Below are 17,012 nucleotides of genomic sequence, written 5' to 3' on the forward strand. Positions count from 1 at the left end.
GATACGGCGCGAGGGGCCGGCGGACGGTCAGCGGATCGGGCGGTGGACGTTCTCCGCCTTGGAGGGGCCGGGGGTGGCATCAGCGATCCAGGGGCCCTCGCCGCTGGGGTCCACGATGCCGCTCTCCAGCCATTCGTACGACCCGGCCATGACCCCCGAGACGACCTTGCGGTCGAGGTCGTCGGTGTTGGTCCACAGCCGCCGGAAGAGCTCCTCCACCCGGATGCGGGACTGCCGGCAGAAGGCGTCGGCGAGCTGGTAGGCCTCGGCGCCGTTCTCGCCGCGCAGCCGCAGGTGCTCGGCGCGGACGCAGGCGGCGCTCATCGCGAAGAGCTCGGCGCCGATGTCGACGATCCGGCCGAGGAAGCCCTGCTTGGTCTCCATGCGGCCCTGCCAGCGGGACATGGCGTAGAAGGTGGAGCGGGCGAGCTTGCGCGAGGACCGCTCGGCGTACCGCAGGTGGCCGGAGAGGTCGCGGTGGCCGGACGGGTGGAACTCGGAGTAGGTGCGCGGCAGCTGTCCGGGGCCCGCGACGAGCTTGGGCAGCCAGCGGGCGTAGAAGCCGCCCGCGCGGGCGCCGGCCCGTGCCTTGTCGCCCAGGGACTTGTCCGGGTCGATGAGGTCGCCGGCCACGGAGAGGTGGGCGTCGACGGCCTCGCGGGCGATCAGCAGGTGCATGATCTCGGTGGAGCCCTCGAAGATCCGGTTGATGCGCGCGTCGCGCAGCATCTGCTCGGCGGGGACCGCGCGCTCCCCCCGGGCGGCGAGCGAGTCGGCGGTCTCGTAGCCCCGGCCGCCGCGGATCTGGACCAGCTCGTCCGTCATCAGCCAGGCCATCTCGCTGGCGTAGAGCTTGGCGAGGGCGGCCTCGATGCGGATGTCGTTGCGCTCCTCGTCGGCCATCTGGCCGGACAGGTCGACGATCGCCTCCAGGGCGAAGGTGGTCGCCGCGATGAAGGAGATCTTCGAGCCGACGGCCTCGTGCTTGGCGATGGGCTTGCCCCACTGCTCGCGGGCCGAGGACCACTCGCGGGCGATCTTCAGTGCCCACTTGCCGCTGGCCGCGCACATGGCGGGGATGGACAGCCGGCCGGTGTTGAGCGTGGTCAGCGCGATCTTCAGGCCGGCGCCCTCGGGGCCGATCCGGTTGGCGGCGGGCACCCGCACCTGGTGGAAGCGGGTGACGCCGTTCTCGATGCCGCGCAGGCCCATGAAGGCGTTGCGGTTCTCCACGGTGACGCCCTCGGCGGCCGCCTCGACGACGAAGGCGGTGATGCCGCCCTTGTGGCCCTCGCCCTTCGGCACCCGCGCCATCACGACGAGCAGGTCGGCGACGACGCCGTTGGTCGTCCACAGCTTCACCCCGTCGAGGACGTAGTCGTCCCCGTCGGGCACGGCGGCGGTGGCCAGCCGGGCCGGGTCGGAGCCCACGTCCGGCTCGGTGAGCAGGAAGGCGGTGATGTCCGTGCGCGCGCAGCGCGGCAGGAACTTCTCCTTCTGCTCCTGCGTGCCGAAGAGCTTCAGCGGCTGGGGCACGCCGATCGACTGGTGCGCGGAGAGCAGCGCGCCGACGACGGGGCTCACGGAGCCGACAAGGGCGAGGGCCCTGTTGTAGTAGACGTGGTTGAGCCCGAGACCGCCGTACTTGACGTCGATCTTCATGCCGAAGGCGCCGAGCTCCTTGAGCCCGGCGACCGTCTCGTCGGGGATCTTCGCCTCGCGCTCGATGCGCGCGCCGTCGATCCGGGTCTCGCAGAATTCCCGGAGCTTGCCCAGGAACTCCTCGCCCCGCCGGACGTCCTCCGGCGCGGGGGTGGGATGCGGGTGGATCAGATCGAGCCGGAACCGGCCGAGGAAGAGCTCCTTGGCGAAACTGGGTTTCTTCCAGTCCTGCTCGCGCGCCGCTTCGGCGACCTGGCGCGCCTCGCGCTCGGAGACCGGTCGTACGGATGGTGCGGTCATGTGGCACCTCACCGCGTGAGTCGGGGTGATGGTCCCGGTCGACTACCGACCGGTGCTACTCGTCCGTATGTACCTACCCGATCTGTACCGGGTCTACCAGCCCCCGCGCAAGACGGGCCGCCGTCCCCCGCGTGGGGGACGGCGGCCCGTCTTGCGTCCGGAGGCTCAGAGGTCGAGGCCGGTGAGCACGAGCACGCGCTCGTAGGTGTAGTCGTCCATGGCGTACCGCACACCCTCGCGGCCGACGCCGGACTGCTTGGCGCCGCCGTACGGCATCTGGTCGGCGCGGTAGGACGGGACGTCGCCGACGACCACGCCGCCGACCTCCAGGGCCCGGTGGGCGCGGAAGGCGGTCTGCAGGTCGTGGGTGAAGACACCGGCCTGGAGGCCGTACGGGGAGTCGTTGACGGCCGCGAAGGCCGCCTCCTCGCCCTCGGCCTTGGCGATGGTCAGGACCGGGCCGAAGACCTCCTCGCAGGCGATGGTGACGCCGGCGGGGACGTCGGCGAGCACGGTCGGGGCGTACGTCGCGCCGTCGCGCTTGCCGCCGGCGAGCAGGGTGGCGCCCGCCGCGACGGCCTCGTCCACCCAGGACTCGACGCGCTTGGCGGCGTCCTCGCTGACCAGCGGGCCGACGTCGGTGGACGCGTCGGACGGGTCGCCCGTCACCTGCGCCTCGACGGCCGCGACGACCTTCGGCAGCAGCCGCTCGTAGAGCGAGGCGTCGGCGATGACGCGCTGCACGGAAATGCAGGACTGGCCGCCCTGGTAGTTGGAGAAGGTGGCGATCCGCTGCGCCGCCCAGTCCAGGTCCGCCTCGGAGGACCAGTCGGCGAGGACGACGGCCGCGCCGTTGCCGCCGAGCTCCAGGGTGACGTGCTTGCGGGGCACGGAGTCGAGGATCGACCAGCCGACCGGGCCGGAGCCGGTGAAGGAGATGACGGGCAGCCGCTCGTCCTGGACCAGGGCGGGCATCCGGTCGTTCGGGACCGGCAGGACGCTCCAGGAACCGGCGGGCAGCTCGGTCTCGGCCAGGATCTCGCCCAGGACGAGGGAGGAGATGGGGGTGGCCGGGGCGGGCTTGAGGATGATCGGGGCGCCGACGGCGATGGCCGGGGCGACCTTGTGGGCGCTCAGGTTGAGCGGGAAGTTGAACGGCGCGATGCCCAGGACCGTGCCGCGCGGGACGCGGCGGGTCAGCGCGAGGCGGCCGGTGCCGCCGGCGTCGGTGTCCAGGCGCTGGGCCTCGCCGGCGTTGAAGCGGCGGGCCTCCTCGGCGGCCCAGCGGAACACGGAGACGGCGCGGCCGACCTCGCCGCGGGCCCACTTGATGGGCTTGCCGTTCTCGGCGGAGATCAGCTGGGCGATCTCCTCGGTGCGCTCGGTGAGCCGCTTGGCGACGTGGTCGAGGGCGGCGGTGCGGACGTGCGCGGGCGTGGCCGCGAACTCCTCGCGCACGGCGTGCGCGGCCGCCACGGCCTCCTCGACCTGCGCCTCGGTCGGCACGCTCACGGTGCCGACGAGACGGCCGTCCCAGGAGTTCGTGACGTCGAAGGTCTCCTCGCCGGTGGCCTCACGGCCGGCCAGCCAGAACGCGATGGGAGCGGTCACGGGGTTCCTCCGGGGGGTGCGGATGATTTGGGGCACCCTCACCGTAGGGCTGGGCGACCGTCGGGTCGCTTGTCCGTGATGGAGCGCGCGGGGGCGCGAGCGCGCCGGTATGGCGGGGTGGGCACGGCACCGCCGGGATCCTTGACGGTGGCCGATCGCCGTCGCGGCGGGGGGAGGGCCCCGGTCCCGCCCTTTCACCGTTTCCGGGAGGGCTTCGCCCCCCCGACCCCCGGTCCCCGGAGGGCGAGGGGCTACCGCCCCCGCCCGGAAACCTGGGGGCGGACCCCCGGACCCCCAGAGCCCCGGAGCCCCAGAGCCCCAGAGCCCCGGGGGGCGTGCCCGAGGGGCTACCGCCTCGCGGGCCTCGCGGGCCTCGCGGGCGGGGGCGGAGCCCCTCGCCCTCCGGGGGCCCGGGGGCTTGCCCCCGGTTTCGGGAAGGGGCGGGATTGGGGCTCCTCCCCCGCCGCGACGGCGACCAGCCACCGTCAACGCGTCCGGCGGTGCCGGACCGTGCCCGGCCGGGCCGCTACGAAGGACCCGACGTCGCCTTCAACGCCAGCCACAGCTCCATCCGCACATCCGGGTCGTCCAGCGACCGCCCCAGGATCTCCTCCACCCGCCGCATCCGGTACCGCAGCGTGTGGCGGTGGACGCCCAGGTCGGCGGCGGCCGCGTCCCACTGGCCGTGGCGGGCGAGCCAGGCGCGCAGGGAGGCGACCAGGTCGCCGCGCCCGGTGGCGTCGTGCTCGTGGAGGGCGCGCAGGAGCCCGTCGGCGAAGGCCCGTACCGCGTCGTCGGCGAGCAGGGGCATGACCGAGCCGGTCGCGACCTCCTCGTGCTCGACGAGGGCGCGGCCCCGGCGCCGGGCGACGGACAGGGCCTGTTCGGCCTGGTGGAAGGCGGCCCCGGCGGCCGCCGGCCCGGTGGGCGCCGAAAGGCCGACGGCCACACCGGGCGCCGCGCCCCCATCTCGCCCGTCCCGTTCCGGCGCCGCCGCCCCGCGCCGCGCCTCGACCGTGCGGGCGTACGCGACGCACGCGGCCACGGCCGCCCCGCCGTCCCGGGCGAGGACGACGACGCGTTCCCCCTCCGGCACCACGAGCACCGGCTCGGCCGCCCGGCTCGCCGCGGTCTCGGCGGTGTCGGCGAGCACGCCGAGCTCGCCCTCCGGGTCGGTGTCGGCGGCCTCCGCCACCAGCATCCGGAAGGGCTCGTCCAGCAGCGCCCCGTACAGCTCCCCCGCGACGGCCCGCGCGTGGCCCGGCTCGTCCGCGAGCAGCATCCGCAGCACCGCCGCGCCCAGCCGCGCCTCCGCGTCCTGGAGGGCGCGCGAGCGCTCGGTGGTCAGGGTGAGGAGGGCGACCGCGGAGTTGACGGCGTAGCGCCCGGCGGTGCCGAGGGGGGCGTCCGTGCCGACGGCGAGGACGCCGCGCGTGCGGCGGCCGGTGCCGAGGGACTGGAGCTCGACGCGGTCGCCGCCCTCCGCCCCGGCGGCCTCCGGGCCGAGGACGGCGCTGGCTGGCGCGGGCCGCTCCCGCAGCCGTTTGACGTCGGCGCCCAGCCGGGCCGCGCGGCGGGCCGCCCAGCCGGGCGCGGCGGCGACGACCGCGCCGGAGGCGTCGTAGAGCGCGGCCCACCCGCCGAGGTGAGCGGCGAGCCGGGCGAGGAGGGCGGCGGGGCCCTCGGGGGCGAGGGCGGCGCGGGTCAGCTCGCGCTGGGCCTCGAAGCCCGCCGTGACCGCGTGGTACTGGTCGGCGGCGACGGCCGCGGAGACGGCCTTGGTGATGGCGAGGAACGGGGTGCGGCGGGGCACCTCCAGCAGCGGCAGGCCCTCCTCGGCGGCCGCCTCGACGAGGGCGCCGGGCACCTCGTCGTAGTTCACCCCGACGGCGAAGCCCAGCCCCACCACCCCGGCGCGCACCAGGCGGCGCACGTACTGCCGCATCTCCTCCCGGTCCGCGGCGTCGATCTTCATCGCCGTGATCAGCAGCAGTTCCCCGCCGTCCATCCACGGCACGGGGTCGGCGAGCTCGCTGACGTGCGCCCAGCGGACGGGCGTGTCCAGCCGGTCCGCTCCGGCGAGCACGGTGAGCCTGAGCGCGGAGTGGTTGACCAGGGCGGCGAGCGTGAGGGGCATGGAACCTTCGGGCGGGCGGTGCGAGGAGGGTGCCGTCCCGTATGAACGGCTGTGACCGATTCTGCCTCAGTGGAGCATTGCGTAGAAAGCGGGAGCCCGGGGCCGAGCGGGCCCGGTGAAGTCCGGCACGGTTCGGTGGCGCCCCGAAGGGGCGCGGGACAGTGCCGATATGCGGCTACGCCGCGTGGGCGCGACCGGCCACAACGCACCCGCGGATGACAAGCCGGAAATCCAGCGGAGCGCTCAGCGCTCCAGGTCGACCAGGACGGGGGGCGTGCTGCCGCCCCGTACGGACGTCACGGACAGTACCGCGTGCCCGGCGGGCACGCCGTGGGCCAGCTCGGAGGCGGACCAGCGCTCCCGCTCCACCTTGCGGACGGTCACGGACTGGGCGGTGACGGCCCGGCCCGTGATCACCCGGCGGACGACGTGGGTGACGCGGGTGAGCGGCTCGTGGGCGATGACCTGGCGGTCGGTGACGTCGCGGGTCTCCACCCACTCCTTGCCCCAGACCTCCGCGAAGCGCGCGCCGTCCCAGGTGGTCACCCCGGAGAAGGCCATCCGGCAGCCGACGGAGCCCAGCAGGGCGCTGCGCAGCGCCTCGGGGACGTCGTCGAGGGTGCGCAGGGTGAGCACGGCCCCGGCGTGGGCGGAGCGCAGCCGCGCCAGGCCGCGCACGGACTCGGGGGTGACGGTGTGGGTGGCGTCGTCGAGGACGAGGCAGGCGAACAGCGAGCGGTCGGCGCGGCCCGCGGCGCACTCCGTGAACTGGGCCAGGATCAGCCGGGCGAGCATCCGGGACGCCTCGGCGTGGCCGCGCTCGGGGAGGTCGATCCGGACGCGCAGCGGGTGCTCCAGCGTCCGCAGGGAGAAGCTCCGCCCGGGGCGGGTGGTGTCGAAGAAACCGGCGAAGGCGGGCCGGTCCAGGAGGGCGAGCCGGTCGGAGAGCAGCGGCCCGGGGTCGCCGGGCCGTCCCGCCTGGCGTTCGCGGGCGTCGAGTTCGCGGACGAGCGCCTCCTGTCCGCGCGCCGCGAGGGCGGTGCGCAGGGCGCCGGTCGCGGCGGCGGAGCCGTCGAGGAGGTCGCGCAGTTCGGGGACGGCCGGGAAGCGGCCGTGGGCGGCCCGGAACGGGCCGAGGAGCTGGGCCAGGGCGGTGGCGGCCCGGCGGCCGTCGTCGCCGGGAAGACCGGCGACGACGTCGCCGACGAGCCCCTCGGCCAGGACGGCGGCGGCCTCGTCGGGATCGTCCGTACCGCCGTACAGGTCGAGGTCGTAGGCGGAGTCCGGGCGTCCGATGCGGACCACGATGTCGAAGGCGTCGTCGGGGGCGAGCCCGGCGCCCGCCGCCCCGACGGCGACGACCGCCGTGCGCCCGGCGAGCGCCTGGAGGCACAGCGATTCGAGGACGGGCCGCACCAGCCGCGCGGACTTGCCGCAGCCGGGCGGCCCGACGGCAAGCAGGGAGGTGCCCAGCGACGTGGGGTCGAGGGCGGCGCCGACGCCCCGGTGGTCATAGGGGTTGCGCTCGTCGTCGATGGCGGTGCCGATGCGGACCTGACGGGTGGCGAGGTCGTGGACGGCGGCGCGTACGGGCAGGTCGCGCGCCCCGGAGGGGTGGGCGCAGGCGGCGGCGCCGTGCTTGACCACGGCGTCGGTGAAGGCGGCCAGCCGGTCGGGGCGGACGCGCTCGGTCTCCCAGGCGCGCCCGATGCGGGCGTGGTCGACGTCGTTCATCAGCCCGGCCCTGGCCTCCGCCGCCAGCCGGTCGGCGGCGGCCCCCGCCCCCGAGGCGCGCAGCCCGGGCCATTCGGCGGGGTCCTCGTCCGGTGTGGCGGGAGCGGCCGGCGCGGGGTCGCCGGAGTCGTCCCACAGGCGGCGCAGGGCGGGCGCGGCCCAGCGGCGCCAGACCTGGGGCCAGCGGCCGAGCCGGCCGAAGACGACGACGAGGACGAGGGCGACCAGGACGTAGTAGCCGTAGACGACCCAGACGGCGAACATGCCCTCCTCACGCCAGGAATCGGGCGTCAGGGCGAACAGCGGCCAGATCCAGTAGTGGCCGAGGTAGCCGTTCCACAGCAGGGACCACAGCAGCCAGCCGCACAGCAGGGAGATCACCGCGCTGCTGATCAGTTGCCGGCCGGGGATCCGGTCGGGCTCCTCCGGCGGCCGGGGCCGGTGGCCGAACGTCCACACGCCGGGCGCCGCGTCCGGGCGCGGGGTGCGCAGCCAGGTCAGGAACGGGGCGCCGGCGGCCCCGGCGTCCGGGGGCGCGGCGTCCGGGCGCGGCGGCACGGCCGCCTCGACGGGCGGTGGCACGACGGCCCCCACGGGCGGTGGCACGGCGGCGGCCCCGGCCGGAGGCGGCGTGGGCGGGCCCGCCTGGCGCGGCGGGCGGCCCCCCCGCGCGCCCGGCGCCTCCTTGGCGCCTCCCGTGGTCCCCTCGGTCTCCCTCACTGCCCCTCGCCCCCCACCCGGCCGTCGCGCCGCGCGTGCCTGAAGTCTCCGACCGGCCCAATCTAGTGGGACACCATGTCCGATACGGACAACGGGACGCGCGCACTTCTCCCGATCGGAACATGCCGCGCTCCCGCCGCCCCACCTAGCCTGCGAGCAAAAGCCCGTACGTTCCCCCTGGAGCTCTTCATGACCGAACTGTCCGGAGGCGCCGCCCTCCCCCAGGAGCGCCGCGTCGTCACCGCGATCCCCGGCCCCAAGTCGCTCGAGCTCCAGGCCCGCCGCCTCGAAACGGTCGCGGGCGGCGTGGGCTCCGTCCTGCCGGTGTTCACCGCGCGCGCCGGCGGCGGCGTCATCGAGGACGTCGACGGCAACCGCCTGATCGACTTCGGCTCGGGCATCGCCGTGACCTCGGTCGGCGCCAGCGCCGAGGCCGTGGTGCGCCGCGCCGCCGCGCAGCTCGCCGACTTCACCCACACCTGTTTCATGGTGACCCCGTACGAGGGTTACGTGGAGGTCTGCGAGAAGCTCGCCGAGCTGACCCCGGGCGACCACGCCAAGAAGTCCGCGCTGTTCAACTCGGGCGCCGAGGCCGTCGAGAACGCCGTCAAGATCGCCCGTGCGTACACCAAGCGCCAGGCCGTCGTCGTCTTCGACCACGGCTACCACGGCCGCACCAACCTGACGATGGCGCTCACCGCCAAGAACATGCCGTACAAGCACGGCTTCGGCCCGTTCGCGCCCGAGGTCTACCGGGTGCCGGTGGCGTACGGCTACCGCTGGCCGACCGGCGCGGAGAACTGCGGCCCCGAGGCCGCCGCCCAGGCCATCGACCAGATCACCAAGCAGATCGGCGCCGAGAACGTCGCCGCGATCATCATCGAGCCGGTGCTGGGCGAGGGCGGCTTCATCGAGCCGGCCAAGGGCTTCCTCCCGGCGATCGTGAAGTTCGCCAACGACAACGGCATCGTCTTCGTCGCCGACGAGATCCAGTCCGGCTTCTGCCGCACCGGCCAGTGGTTCGCCTGCGAGGACGAGGGCATCGTCCCCGACCTGATCACCACCGCCAAGGGCATCGCGGGCGGTCTGCCGCTGGCCGCCGTCACCGGCCGCGCCGAGATCATGGACGCGCCGCACGCGGGCGGCCTGGGCGGCACCTACGGCGGCAACCCGGTGGCCTGCGCCGGTGCCCTGGGCGCCATCGAGACCATGCGCGAGCTGGACCTCAACGGCAAGGCCAAGCGCATCGAGGAGGTCATGAAGGGCCGCCTCGCCGCGATGCAGGAGAAGTTCCCGGTCATCGGCGACATCCGCGGCCGCGGCGCGATGATCGCGATCGAGCTGGTCAAGGACCCGGCGACCAAGGAGCCGAACCCGGAGGCCGCCGGCGCGCTCGCCAAGGCCTGCCACGCCGAGGGTCTGCTGGTCCTCACCTGCGGCACCTACGGCAACGTGCTGCGCTTCCTGCCGCCGCTGGTCATCGGCGAGGACCTGCTCAACGAGGGCCTCGACATCATCGAGGGCGCGTTCGCGCGTCTCTGAGCCCACTGTGAGCCGGTGAAGAACCTGTGCGGGGCGGGTGGTGGACGGGTGATCCGACTATCGGATCGCCCGGCCGCTGCCGTACGGTTTCTTCAGATGAATGAAACACCCCGTCCGCAGGGGACTGCGGACGAGACCGTGCCGTCGCTTCCCCGGCGCCGGCCCGGCCGTGCCTTCGCGCACAGCACTGGAGCCTTCGGCTCCGGACATCCTCACCGATCGGACGGTCGCCCGCCCCATACCCCCCGGGGCGCGCGGTCCACCGGACGGACCGGCGGCCCTGGAACTTCCCCCCCTGTTCCGGGGCCGTCGGCATTCCTCTTCCCGGCCGTGTGCACGGCCCTCTTCGCCCTCGTCACCTGGCAGGTCGCCGCGCACGGGCCGCTGCGCGCCCTCGACGAGCGGCTGGGACGCACGGTCGTGGGCGCGGGCGCCGTGCCGTCGGGGGTCGCCGAGGTCCTGGCCGATCTGGGCAACACGGTGGTGGCGGTGCCGGTGCTGCTGGCGGCCGTCGTCTTCTCCGTGGCCCGCCACCGGCTGTGGCGGGCGCCGGTGGGTGCCGCCCTCGCGATGGTGGCGGTGCCCGCTCTCGTCGTGCCGCTGAAGTGGTGGATCGGACGGGCGGGGCCACCGGCGATGGGGGCCGGGCCGCATGACGGGTTCTTTCCTTCCGGCCATGCGGCCACGGCCGCTGTGGCGTACGGGGCGGCGGCGCTGCTCCTGTTCCGGACGTGGTGGTGGGTACCGCCGTACGTGTTGCTCAACCTTGGGGTCGGCCTCGGGCTGGTGCGGCAGGGGTATCACTGGCCGCTGGACGTGGTCGGGGCGTGGTGCCTGGCCGGGGTCGTGCTGTGGGCGCAGGCCGGTGGTCGCGTTGTGCCCACCCGTCCCGCCCTGCGGGACGATTGCCCACAACGCGCCCCGTAAGGGGCGCGGGGAACTGCGCGACCAGCCACCGACGGCCCGCAGTCGCATGAGCGCTCAGCTGTCGAAGCCCAGGCCCATCCTGTCCATGGCCCTCAGCCAAAGGTTGCGGCGGCCGTCGCGGTCGGCCCGCGCCATCGCCCACTGCGTGATGCCGATGCCCACCGACCGGACCGGCTCCGGCGGGAACGGGAGGGGCTTGCTGCGGACCATCTCCAGTTCCGTACGCTCGGTGCGCGCGCCGGAGAGCAGGTCCAGCATGACGTCCGCGCCGAAACGGGTCGCACCGACGCCCAGCCCCGTGAAGCCCAGCGCGTAGGCGACGCGGCCGCCGTGGGCGGTGCCGAAGAAGGCGGAGAAACGGGAGCAGGTGTCGATGGCACCGCCCCAGGTGTGCGAGAAGCGCACCCCCTCCAGTTGCGGGAAGCAGCGGAAGAAGTGCTCGGCCAGGCGCTGGTACGTGGCCGGGTGGTGGTCGTACTCGGCCCGTACGCCGCCGCCGTAGCGGTAGACGATGTCGTAGCCGCCCCACAGCACGCGGTTGTCCGCGGTCAGCCGGAAGTAGTGGAAGTGGTTGGCGCTGTCGCTGAGTCCCTGGCGGCGGCGCCAGCCGACGGAGGCCAGTTGCTCCTCGGTGAGCGGCTCGGTCATCAGCGCGTAGTCGTAGACGGGGGCGATGTACGGGCGCAGCCGCTTGACCAGGCAGGGGAAGGCGTTGGTGCCGAGCGCGGCGCGGCGGGCGAAGACCCGGCCGTAGGGGGTGCGGACGGCCAGTCGGGCGCGGCGGGCGGAGAGCTCGGTGCCGGGGGTGTGCTCGTAGATCCGTACGCCGAGGCCGAGGCAGGCGCGCCGGAGGCCCCAGGCGAGCCTGGCGGGGTGGAGCATGGCGACGCCGGTGCGGTTCCACAGTCCGGCGAGGAAGGTCGGGGAGTCGGCCTCGGCGCGCACGGCGTCGCGGTCGAGGAAGGTGTGGCCGGTGATGCCGAGGGCCTTCGCCCGCGCGGCGGCCTCGCGGAGTTCCAGGGCCTGGTGGGGGGCGGTGGCCACGTCGATCTCGCCGGTGCGCTCGAAGTCGCAGGTGATGCCGTGGCGGGCGAGGGTGGCCTCGATGCCGTCGAGGTTGCGGTGGCCGAGCTCCTCCAGCGTGCGGAGCTCGGCGGGCCAGCGGGCGTGGCCGTTGGCCCAGCCGTGGGTGAGGGAGGCGGCACAGAAGCCGCCGTTGCGGCCGGAGGCGGCCCAGCCGGTCTCCTGGGCCTCGATGAGGACGACGTCCCGGCCGGGGTCGCGCTCCTTGGCCAGGAGCGCGGTCCACAGGCCCGAGTAGCCGCCGCCGACGACGAGCAGGTCGCAGTGCTCGTCGCCGACGAGCGCGGGGAGCGCCTCCGGCCGGGAGGGGTCGTCGAGCCAGTAGGGGCGAGGGGTCGCGTCGGAGAGTGCTCGTACAGCGGGGATCCGGGGGCGTCCCCCGGACTGGTGCGGTATGGCACCGACGGCCATGGTTCTCAGCTCCTTCTCGGGCGTCTCCCGACGAGCTGGCCGACGAGGACGCACAACACGGCGATGGCGAACATCGCCGTTCCGATGACATTGATTTGAACGGGTGTGCCCCGTTGTGCGGAGCCCCAGACGTACATGGGGAAGGTGACGGTCGAGCCGGCGTTGAAGTTGGTGATGATGAAGTCGTCGAACGAGAGCGCGAAGGAGAGCAGCGCTCCGGCGACAATGCCGGGGGCGGCGATGGGCAGGGTGACCTTGCGGAAGGTCTGCCAGGGGGTGGCGTAGAGGTCCTGGGCGGCCTGTTCGAGGCGCGGGTCCATGCTCATCACCCGGGCCTTGACGGCGGTGACCACGAAGCTCAGGCAGAACGTGATGTGGGCGATGAGGATGGTCCAGAAGCCGAAGCTGACGCCCATGTTGAGGAAGAGGGTCGCCAGGGAGGCGGCCATGACGACCTCGGGCATGGCCATCGGCAGGAAGACCAGGGTGCCTGCGGAGGTGCGGGCCCGGAAGCGGTAGCGGGCGAGCGCGAAGGCGATCGCGGTGCCCAGGAGGGTGGCGCCGACGGTCGCCCAGAGGGCGATCCACAGGCTCAGCGAGAGCGAGCCGCACAGGTCGGCGACGCCGCAGGGGTTGGTCCAGGCGTCGGTGGAGAAACGCTGCCACTCGTAGTTGAAGCGGCCGTTCGGCTTGTTGAACGAGAAGACCGTCACGACGACGTTGGGCAGGATCAGGAAGGCGAGGGTGGCCAGCCCGGCGATCACGACCAGGTTGCGGCGCAGTCCGCGCGCGAGGCGGGTCAGAGGTGCCATCAGACCAGTTCCTCCGTCCCGGACTTGCGGATGTAGACGGTGACCACGGCGAGGATCACGGCCATGAGGAGGAACGACAGGGCGGCAGCCGTCGGGTAGTCGAGGACCCGCAGGAACTGGGACTGGATGACGTTGCCGATCATCTTCTGGTCGGTGGAACCCAGCAGCTCGGCGTTGATGTAGTCGCCCGTGGCGGGGATGAAGGTCAGCAGGGTGCCGGCGACGACGCCCGGCATGGACAGCGGGAGGGTCACCTTGCGGAAGGTGGTGAGCGGCCGGGCGTAGAGGTCGCCGGCGGCCTCGTGGAGGCGGCTGTCGATGCGTTCGAGCGAGGTGTAGAGCGGCAGGATCATGAACGGGAGGAAGTTGTAGGTCAGCCCGCAGACCACGGCGAGCGGGGTGGCGAGCACACGGTGGCCCTCGGTGACGCCCAGGGCGTCGGTGACGGCGAGGACGTGCAGCGCGTCGAGGGCGCGGACGACGGGGCCGCCGTCGGAGAGGATCGTCTTCCAGGCGAGGGTGCGGATCAGGAAGCTGGTGAAGAACGGCGCGATGACGAGCACCATCAGGACGTGGCGCCAGCGGCCCGCGCGGAAGGCGATGAGGTAGGCGAGCGGGTAGCCCAGCAGGAGGCAGAGCGCGGTGGCGGTCGCGGAGTAGGCGACGGAGCGCAGGAACTGCGGGTAGTACTCGGTCAGGGCGTCCCAGTAGGTGGCGAAGTGCCAGGTGACCTTGAAGCCCTCTTCGAGGGAACCGGTCTGTACGGACGTCGAGGCCTGGTAGACCAGGGGGGCCACGAAGAAGACGAGCAGCCAGAGGGCGCCGGGGAGCAGCAGCCAGTAGGGGACGCGCTTCCTGCGGAGGACGGCCTTGTGGAGGGCGCTGTCGGCGGGGGGTGCGGGAGGGTGGTCGGCGGTGGTGGTCGTCATCGTCACGTAGCCGCCTCTCGCGCGTCGATGCCCGCCTCGACGAGGTCCGTGCCGGTCTCGTCCGGCGTTCCGGCGGTCACGGCCTGGGCCGCGTCCAGGCCGAAGCCGTGGTCGGGGTTCCAGTGCAGGACCACGTCGGCGCCGGGGACGAGGCGCGGGTCGCGCTCGATGTTCTGCTCGTAGACGGACAGACCGGACGCGGCCGGGCTGTCGACGAGGTACTGGGTGGAGACGCCGATGAAGCTGGACTGCGCGATGCGCCCGGCGAGGCGGTTACGGCCGTCGGCGATGGTGCCGGCGTCGTCGGCATGGGTGAGCGTGATCTTCTCCGGCCGTATCCCGACCAGGAGTTTCTCGCCCACCCGGGCGGTGGCTGTACATCGTGTCCCCGGAAGGGTGAGTTTGGTATCGGAGACCCGCAGAAGGACGTCGTCGCCGGTGCCGACCACATCGGCGGCGATGAGGTTGGAGGTGCCGAGGAAGTTGGCGACGAAGGTGGTGCGCGGGGTCTCGTAGAGGTCGGCGGGGGCGCCCATCTGCTCGACGCGTCCGGCGTTCATGACCGCGACCGTGTCGGCCATGGTCATGGCTTCCTCCTGGTCGTGGGTGACGTGGATGAAGGTGATGCCGACCTCGGTCTGGATGCGCTTGAGCTCCAGCTGCATCTGGCGGCGCAGCTTGAGGTCGAGGGCGCCGAGGGGCTCGTCGAGGAGGAGGACGTCCGGGTGGTTGATCAGCGCGCGGGCGACGGCGACGCGCTGCTGCTGACCGCCGGAGAGCTGCTGGGGCTTGCGGCGGGCGTAGTCGCCGAGCTGGACGAGGTCGAGCATCTCGTCGACCTGCTTGCGGACGGACTTGACGCCGCGCCGGCGCAGGCCGAAGGCGACGTTCTCGTAGATGTCCAGGTGGGGGAAGAGCGCGTAGCTCTGGAAGACGGTGTTGACGGGCCGCTTGTACGGGGGCAGGGCGGTGACGTCCCGGCCACCGAGCTCGACAGTGCCGGTGGTGGGCTCCTCCAGGCCGGCGATCATGCGCAGCGTGGTGGTCTTGCCGCAGCCGGAGGCTCCGAGCAGGGCGAAGAAGGAGCCGGCGGGCACCGAGAGGTCGAGCGGGTGCACGGCGGTGACGTCGCCGTACGCCTTGCTGATGCCGGTGAGGCGGACGTCGGTGCCGTTGCTGCCTGTCGTGGCGAAAGCCGTCATGGTCGTGGGTCCAGGGGGTTCGTGGGGAGGACGCAGAACACGTAACAGTGACACACGATGGGACGTGGTCTCATACGGGCCATGCCGCGCTCGGGCCCGGGGCGGCCTCGCGCGGCGCCGGATCGTCGGTCCATCGCGTACTCCTCACCGGGCCCGGGCGTCGGGGCGGGTGTGGTTCCCACGGGATTGGTTGCCGATCCTGGCAGAGCAATTGGCTTGCGACAAGGGATTCCGTCGCCATCATTTGATGGGACGACGGATTCGGTGCGGCCCCCTCGTCGGCTCCCCTGCCCCGCGCGGGGCCGTTGTCAGTGGCCGTCGCCACACTGGCGCCAGGCAGGGAACGGGGAGGAAGCAGCATGATCAAGTCAGGTGCGGATGTCGCCGACGGGCCGCGCTCGGTCGAGGAGCTCACAGCGGCCGTGGCCCGCGGCGAGCGGGTGAAGTACGTGCACTTCTGGGGGCACCGGCCGCGCAGGGACGGCTCCGTCGGGCCCGGCTGCTTCAGCCAGTGGTGGCCGTCGCCGTTCACGGTGGACGGGACGGTCTACGCGACGGCGGAGCACTGGATGATGGCCGGGAAGGCGCGGCTGTTCGGTGACGCCGAGGCCGAGGCCCGGGCGCTCGCGGCGGGCCATCCCAAGCAGGCCAAGGACGCGGGCCGCGCGGTGCGCGGCTTCGACGAGGAGGTGTGGCGCCGCCACCACTACGCCCTGGTCGTCGAGGGCAGCGTGCACAAGTTCGGGCGGCATCCGGAGCTGAGGGAGTATCTGCTGGGCACCGGGGGCCGGGTGCTGGTGGAGGCGAGCCCGCTCGACCGGGTGTGGGGCATCGGCCTGGCCGCCGACGACGAGCGGGCCGGGGATCCGGCCCGCTGGAACGGTCTCAATCTGCTGGGTTTCGCCCTGATGGAGGCGCGTCAGCGGCTGGCGGCGGGCAGCAGCGGCCCGGGGCCCGGCGGCACGGCCATATAGGCGCCGTAGGTGGCGTCGTCGGGATTGTCGTCACCGGCCGGGCCGGTGCTCTCGCGCACCCCCACGGCGATGAAGACGACGAGCATCACGGCCGTCAGCAGCAGCGCCACCCCGCCCAGGATCAGCCCGACCAGCGCCTGGCCGCCGTTGGTCGCCTCACCGGTGTTGGCCTTGGTCCGGCCGATCGCCCCGAAGACGATCGCCATCACTCCGATGACGACGCCGAAGACGATCGTCCAGCACATCAGCACGCCGATGACGCCCAGCACGAGGGAGGCCACGCCCAGGCCGTTGTTGGGCACCCGCGCCGCGTGCGGCCAGCCCTGCCCGTAGCCCGGGGCGCCCCAGCCGTAGTGGCCGGTGCCATAGGCGGTCTGCCCGTAGGGGCCCTGGGCGTAGGGGCCCTGGGCGTACGGTCCGGCCGCGCCCGGCACGCCGTAGGGCGCCCCCGGCTGCGGCGGGAGGCCCGCCTGCGCGTAGCCGTACGGACCGGGCGGGTACGCGCCCGGGGTGCCCGGCCCGGTGGGCGCGAGGGGCACGGGAGGCACGGCGCCCGGCTCCGGGGCGACCGGAGCGGACGGGGCCGCGGGCGGCGCGGACGGCTCCACGGGGAGTCCGGCGGCCGGTCCCGGGGCGGGCGGCGCGGCGGGGAGACCGGCGGCAGGCCCGTCAACGGACAGTCCGGGAGCGGACGGTCCGGGGGCGGACTCGCTGGAGGCGGACGGTCCGGGAACGGGCCCCGCGGGCGGCGGCACCGGCGCCGTGCCGGGCTTGTCGAGCGGCACACGCCGCTCCGGCGGAGCCCAGGGGTCGCCGTCCCGGTGCTCCTGCTGCGCGTGCGCGTCGTCCTTCTCGGACATGGCCCTCCCCACTCGGTACCCCGTCATGCTAAGGCCTGAGCACAGCCGCGGCGGCATCCGTGCATACGATGATCGGCACGCCGTTGACCCGGACGGACCGAACGACCC

12 protein-coding genes are annotated in these 17,012 nt (G+C 73.7%); 3 read left to right on the plus strand and 9 right to left on the minus strand.

Features of this window, described 5'->3' with window-relative positions:
- Window positions 1-27 precede the first annotated feature (27 nt).
- From ACFYZR_RS09675 to ACFYZR_RS09690, 4 genes are all read right to left on the minus strand, one after another.
- Window positions 28-1,962 (minus strand): acyl-CoA dehydrogenase family protein, encoded by a 1,935-nt coding sequence (locus ACFYZR_RS09675; RefSeq protein ID WP_391907485.1) that lies wholly within the window; start codon window positions 1,960-1,962, stop codon window positions 28-30.
- Between the two features lie 165 nt (window positions 1,963-2,127).
- The gene (locus ACFYZR_RS09680; protein ID WP_391907487.1) at window positions 2,128-3,573 is read right to left on the minus strand and encodes an aldehyde dehydrogenase family protein; all 1,446 of its coding nucleotides are present in this window, start codon (window positions 3,571-3,573) and stop codon (window positions 2,128-2,130) included.
- Between the two features lie 526 nt (window positions 3,574-4,099).
- Window positions 4,100-5,710 (minus strand): PucR family transcriptional regulator, encoded by a 1,611-nt coding sequence (locus ACFYZR_RS09685; protein ID WP_391907490.1) that lies wholly within the window; start codon window positions 5,708-5,710, stop codon window positions 4,100-4,102.
- 243 nt (window positions 5,711-5,953) lie between these two features.
- Complete coding sequence (locus ACFYZR_RS09690; RefSeq protein ID WP_391907493.1) at window positions 5,954-8,164, minus strand: ATP-binding protein; 2,211 nt, start codon at window positions 8,162-8,164, stop codon at window positions 5,954-5,956.
- A 189-nt stretch (window positions 8,165-8,353) separates the two neighbouring features.
- Between ACFYZR_RS09690 and gabT the strand changes: the two genes are divergently transcribed.
- Window positions 8,354-9,706, plus strand: coding sequence for a 4-aminobutyrate--2-oxoglutarate transaminase (gabT, locus tag ACFYZR_RS09695; RefSeq protein WP_391907496.1), 1,353 nt, complete (start codon window positions 8,354-8,356; stop codon window positions 9,704-9,706).
- 330 nt (window positions 9,707-10,036) lie between these two features.
- The gene (locus ACFYZR_RS09700; protein ID WP_391907498.1) at window positions 10,037-10,633 is read left to right on the plus strand and encodes a phosphatase PAP2 family protein; all 597 of its coding nucleotides are present in this window, start codon (window positions 10,037-10,039) and stop codon (window positions 10,631-10,633) included.
- Window positions 10,634-10,687: 54 nt separating this feature from the next.
- On the opposite strand, the gene ACFYZR_RS09705 is transcribed toward ACFYZR_RS09700, so the two are convergent.
- Genes ACFYZR_RS09705 through ACFYZR_RS09720 form a run of 4 tightly spaced genes read right to left on the minus strand, consistent with a single transcriptional unit; the run spans window position 10,688 to window position 15,070 of the window.
- On the minus strand, window positions 10,688-12,127 hold the full coding sequence (locus tag ACFYZR_RS09705; RefSeq protein ID WP_391907501.1) for an NAD(P)/FAD-dependent oxidoreductase: 1,440 nt from the start codon (window positions 12,125-12,127) through the stop codon (window positions 10,688-10,690).
- Window positions 12,128-12,132: 5 nt separating this feature from the next.
- Window positions 12,133-12,939, minus strand: a complete 807-nt coding sequence (locus ACFYZR_RS09710; protein ID WP_391907504.1) for an ABC transporter permease — start codon at window positions 12,937-12,939, stop codon at window positions 12,133-12,135.
- Window positions 12,939-13,868, minus strand: coding sequence for an ABC transporter permease (locus tag ACFYZR_RS09715; RefSeq protein ID WP_391908519.1), 930 nt, complete (start codon window positions 13,866-13,868; stop codon window positions 12,939-12,941). Before ACFYZR_RS09715 ends, ACFYZR_RS09710 begins: the two co-directional genes overlap by 1 nt.
- 2 nt (window positions 13,869-13,870) lie before the next feature.
- On the minus strand, window positions 13,871-15,070 hold the full coding sequence (locus tag ACFYZR_RS09720; RefSeq protein ID WP_391907506.1) for an ABC transporter ATP-binding protein: 1,200 nt from the start codon (window positions 15,068-15,070) through the stop codon (window positions 13,871-13,873).
- Between the two features lie 359 nt (window positions 15,071-15,429).
- Between ACFYZR_RS09720 and ACFYZR_RS09725 the strand changes: the two genes are divergently transcribed.
- Window positions 15,430-16,044, plus strand: coding sequence for an NADAR family protein (locus tag ACFYZR_RS09725; RefSeq protein ID WP_391907509.1), 615 nt, complete (start codon window positions 15,430-15,432; stop codon window positions 16,042-16,044).
- Here ACFYZR_RS09725 and ACFYZR_RS09730 read toward each other — a convergent pair.
- The gene (locus ACFYZR_RS09730) at window positions 15,990-16,904 is read right to left on the minus strand and encodes a hypothetical protein (RefSeq protein ID WP_391907512.1); all 915 of its coding nucleotides are present in this window, start codon (window positions 16,902-16,904) and stop codon (window positions 15,990-15,992) included. The genes ACFYZR_RS09725 and ACFYZR_RS09730 overlap by 55 nt on opposite strands.
- Between the last annotated feature and the right edge of the window lie 108 nt (window positions 16,905-17,012).

Origin of the sequence: Streptomyces sp. NPDC001678 (assembly GCF_042892945.1) — a bacterium.
In the GTDB taxonomy this organism is placed as follows: domain Bacteria; phylum Actinomycetota; class Actinomycetes; order Streptomycetales; family Streptomycetaceae; genus Streptomyces.

Excerpts from the sequence above, each read along its gene's own strand:
- ACFYZR_RS09675 (WP_391907485.1), bottom strand. The coding sequence starts at position 1,962 with ATGACCGCACCATCCGTACGACCGGTCTCCGAGCGCGAGGCGCGCCAG.
- ACFYZR_RS09685 (WP_391907490.1), bottom strand. The coding sequence starts at position 5,710 with ATGCCCCTCACGCTCGCCGCCCTGGTCAACCACTCCGCGCTCAGGCTC.
- gabT (WP_391907496.1), top strand. The coding sequence starts at position 8,354 with ATGACCGAACTGTCCGGAGGCGCCGCCCTCCCCCAGGAGCGCCGCGTC.
- ACFYZR_RS09705 (WP_391907501.1), bottom strand. The coding sequence starts at position 12,127 with ATGGCCGTCGGTGCCATACCGCACCAGTCCGGGGGACGCCCCCGGATC.
- ACFYZR_RS09710 (WP_391907504.1), bottom strand. The coding sequence starts at position 12,939 with ATGGCACCTCTGACCCGCCTCGCGCGCGGACTGCGCCGCAACCTGGTC.
- ACFYZR_RS09715 (WP_391908519.1), bottom strand. The coding sequence starts at position 13,868 with ATGACGACCACCACCGCCGACCACCCTCCCGCACCCCCCGCCGACAGC.
- ACFYZR_RS09720 (WP_391907506.1), bottom strand. The coding sequence starts at position 15,070 with ATGACGGCTTTCGCCACGACAGGCAGCAACGGCACCGACGTCCGCCTC.
- ACFYZR_RS09725 (WP_391907509.1), top strand. The coding sequence starts at position 15,430 with ATGATCAAGTCAGGTGCGGATGTCGCCGACGGGCCGCGCTCGGTCGAG.
- ACFYZR_RS09730 (WP_391907512.1), bottom strand. The coding sequence starts at position 16,904 with ATGTCCGAGAAGGACGACGCGCACGCGCAGCAGGAGCACCGGGACGGC.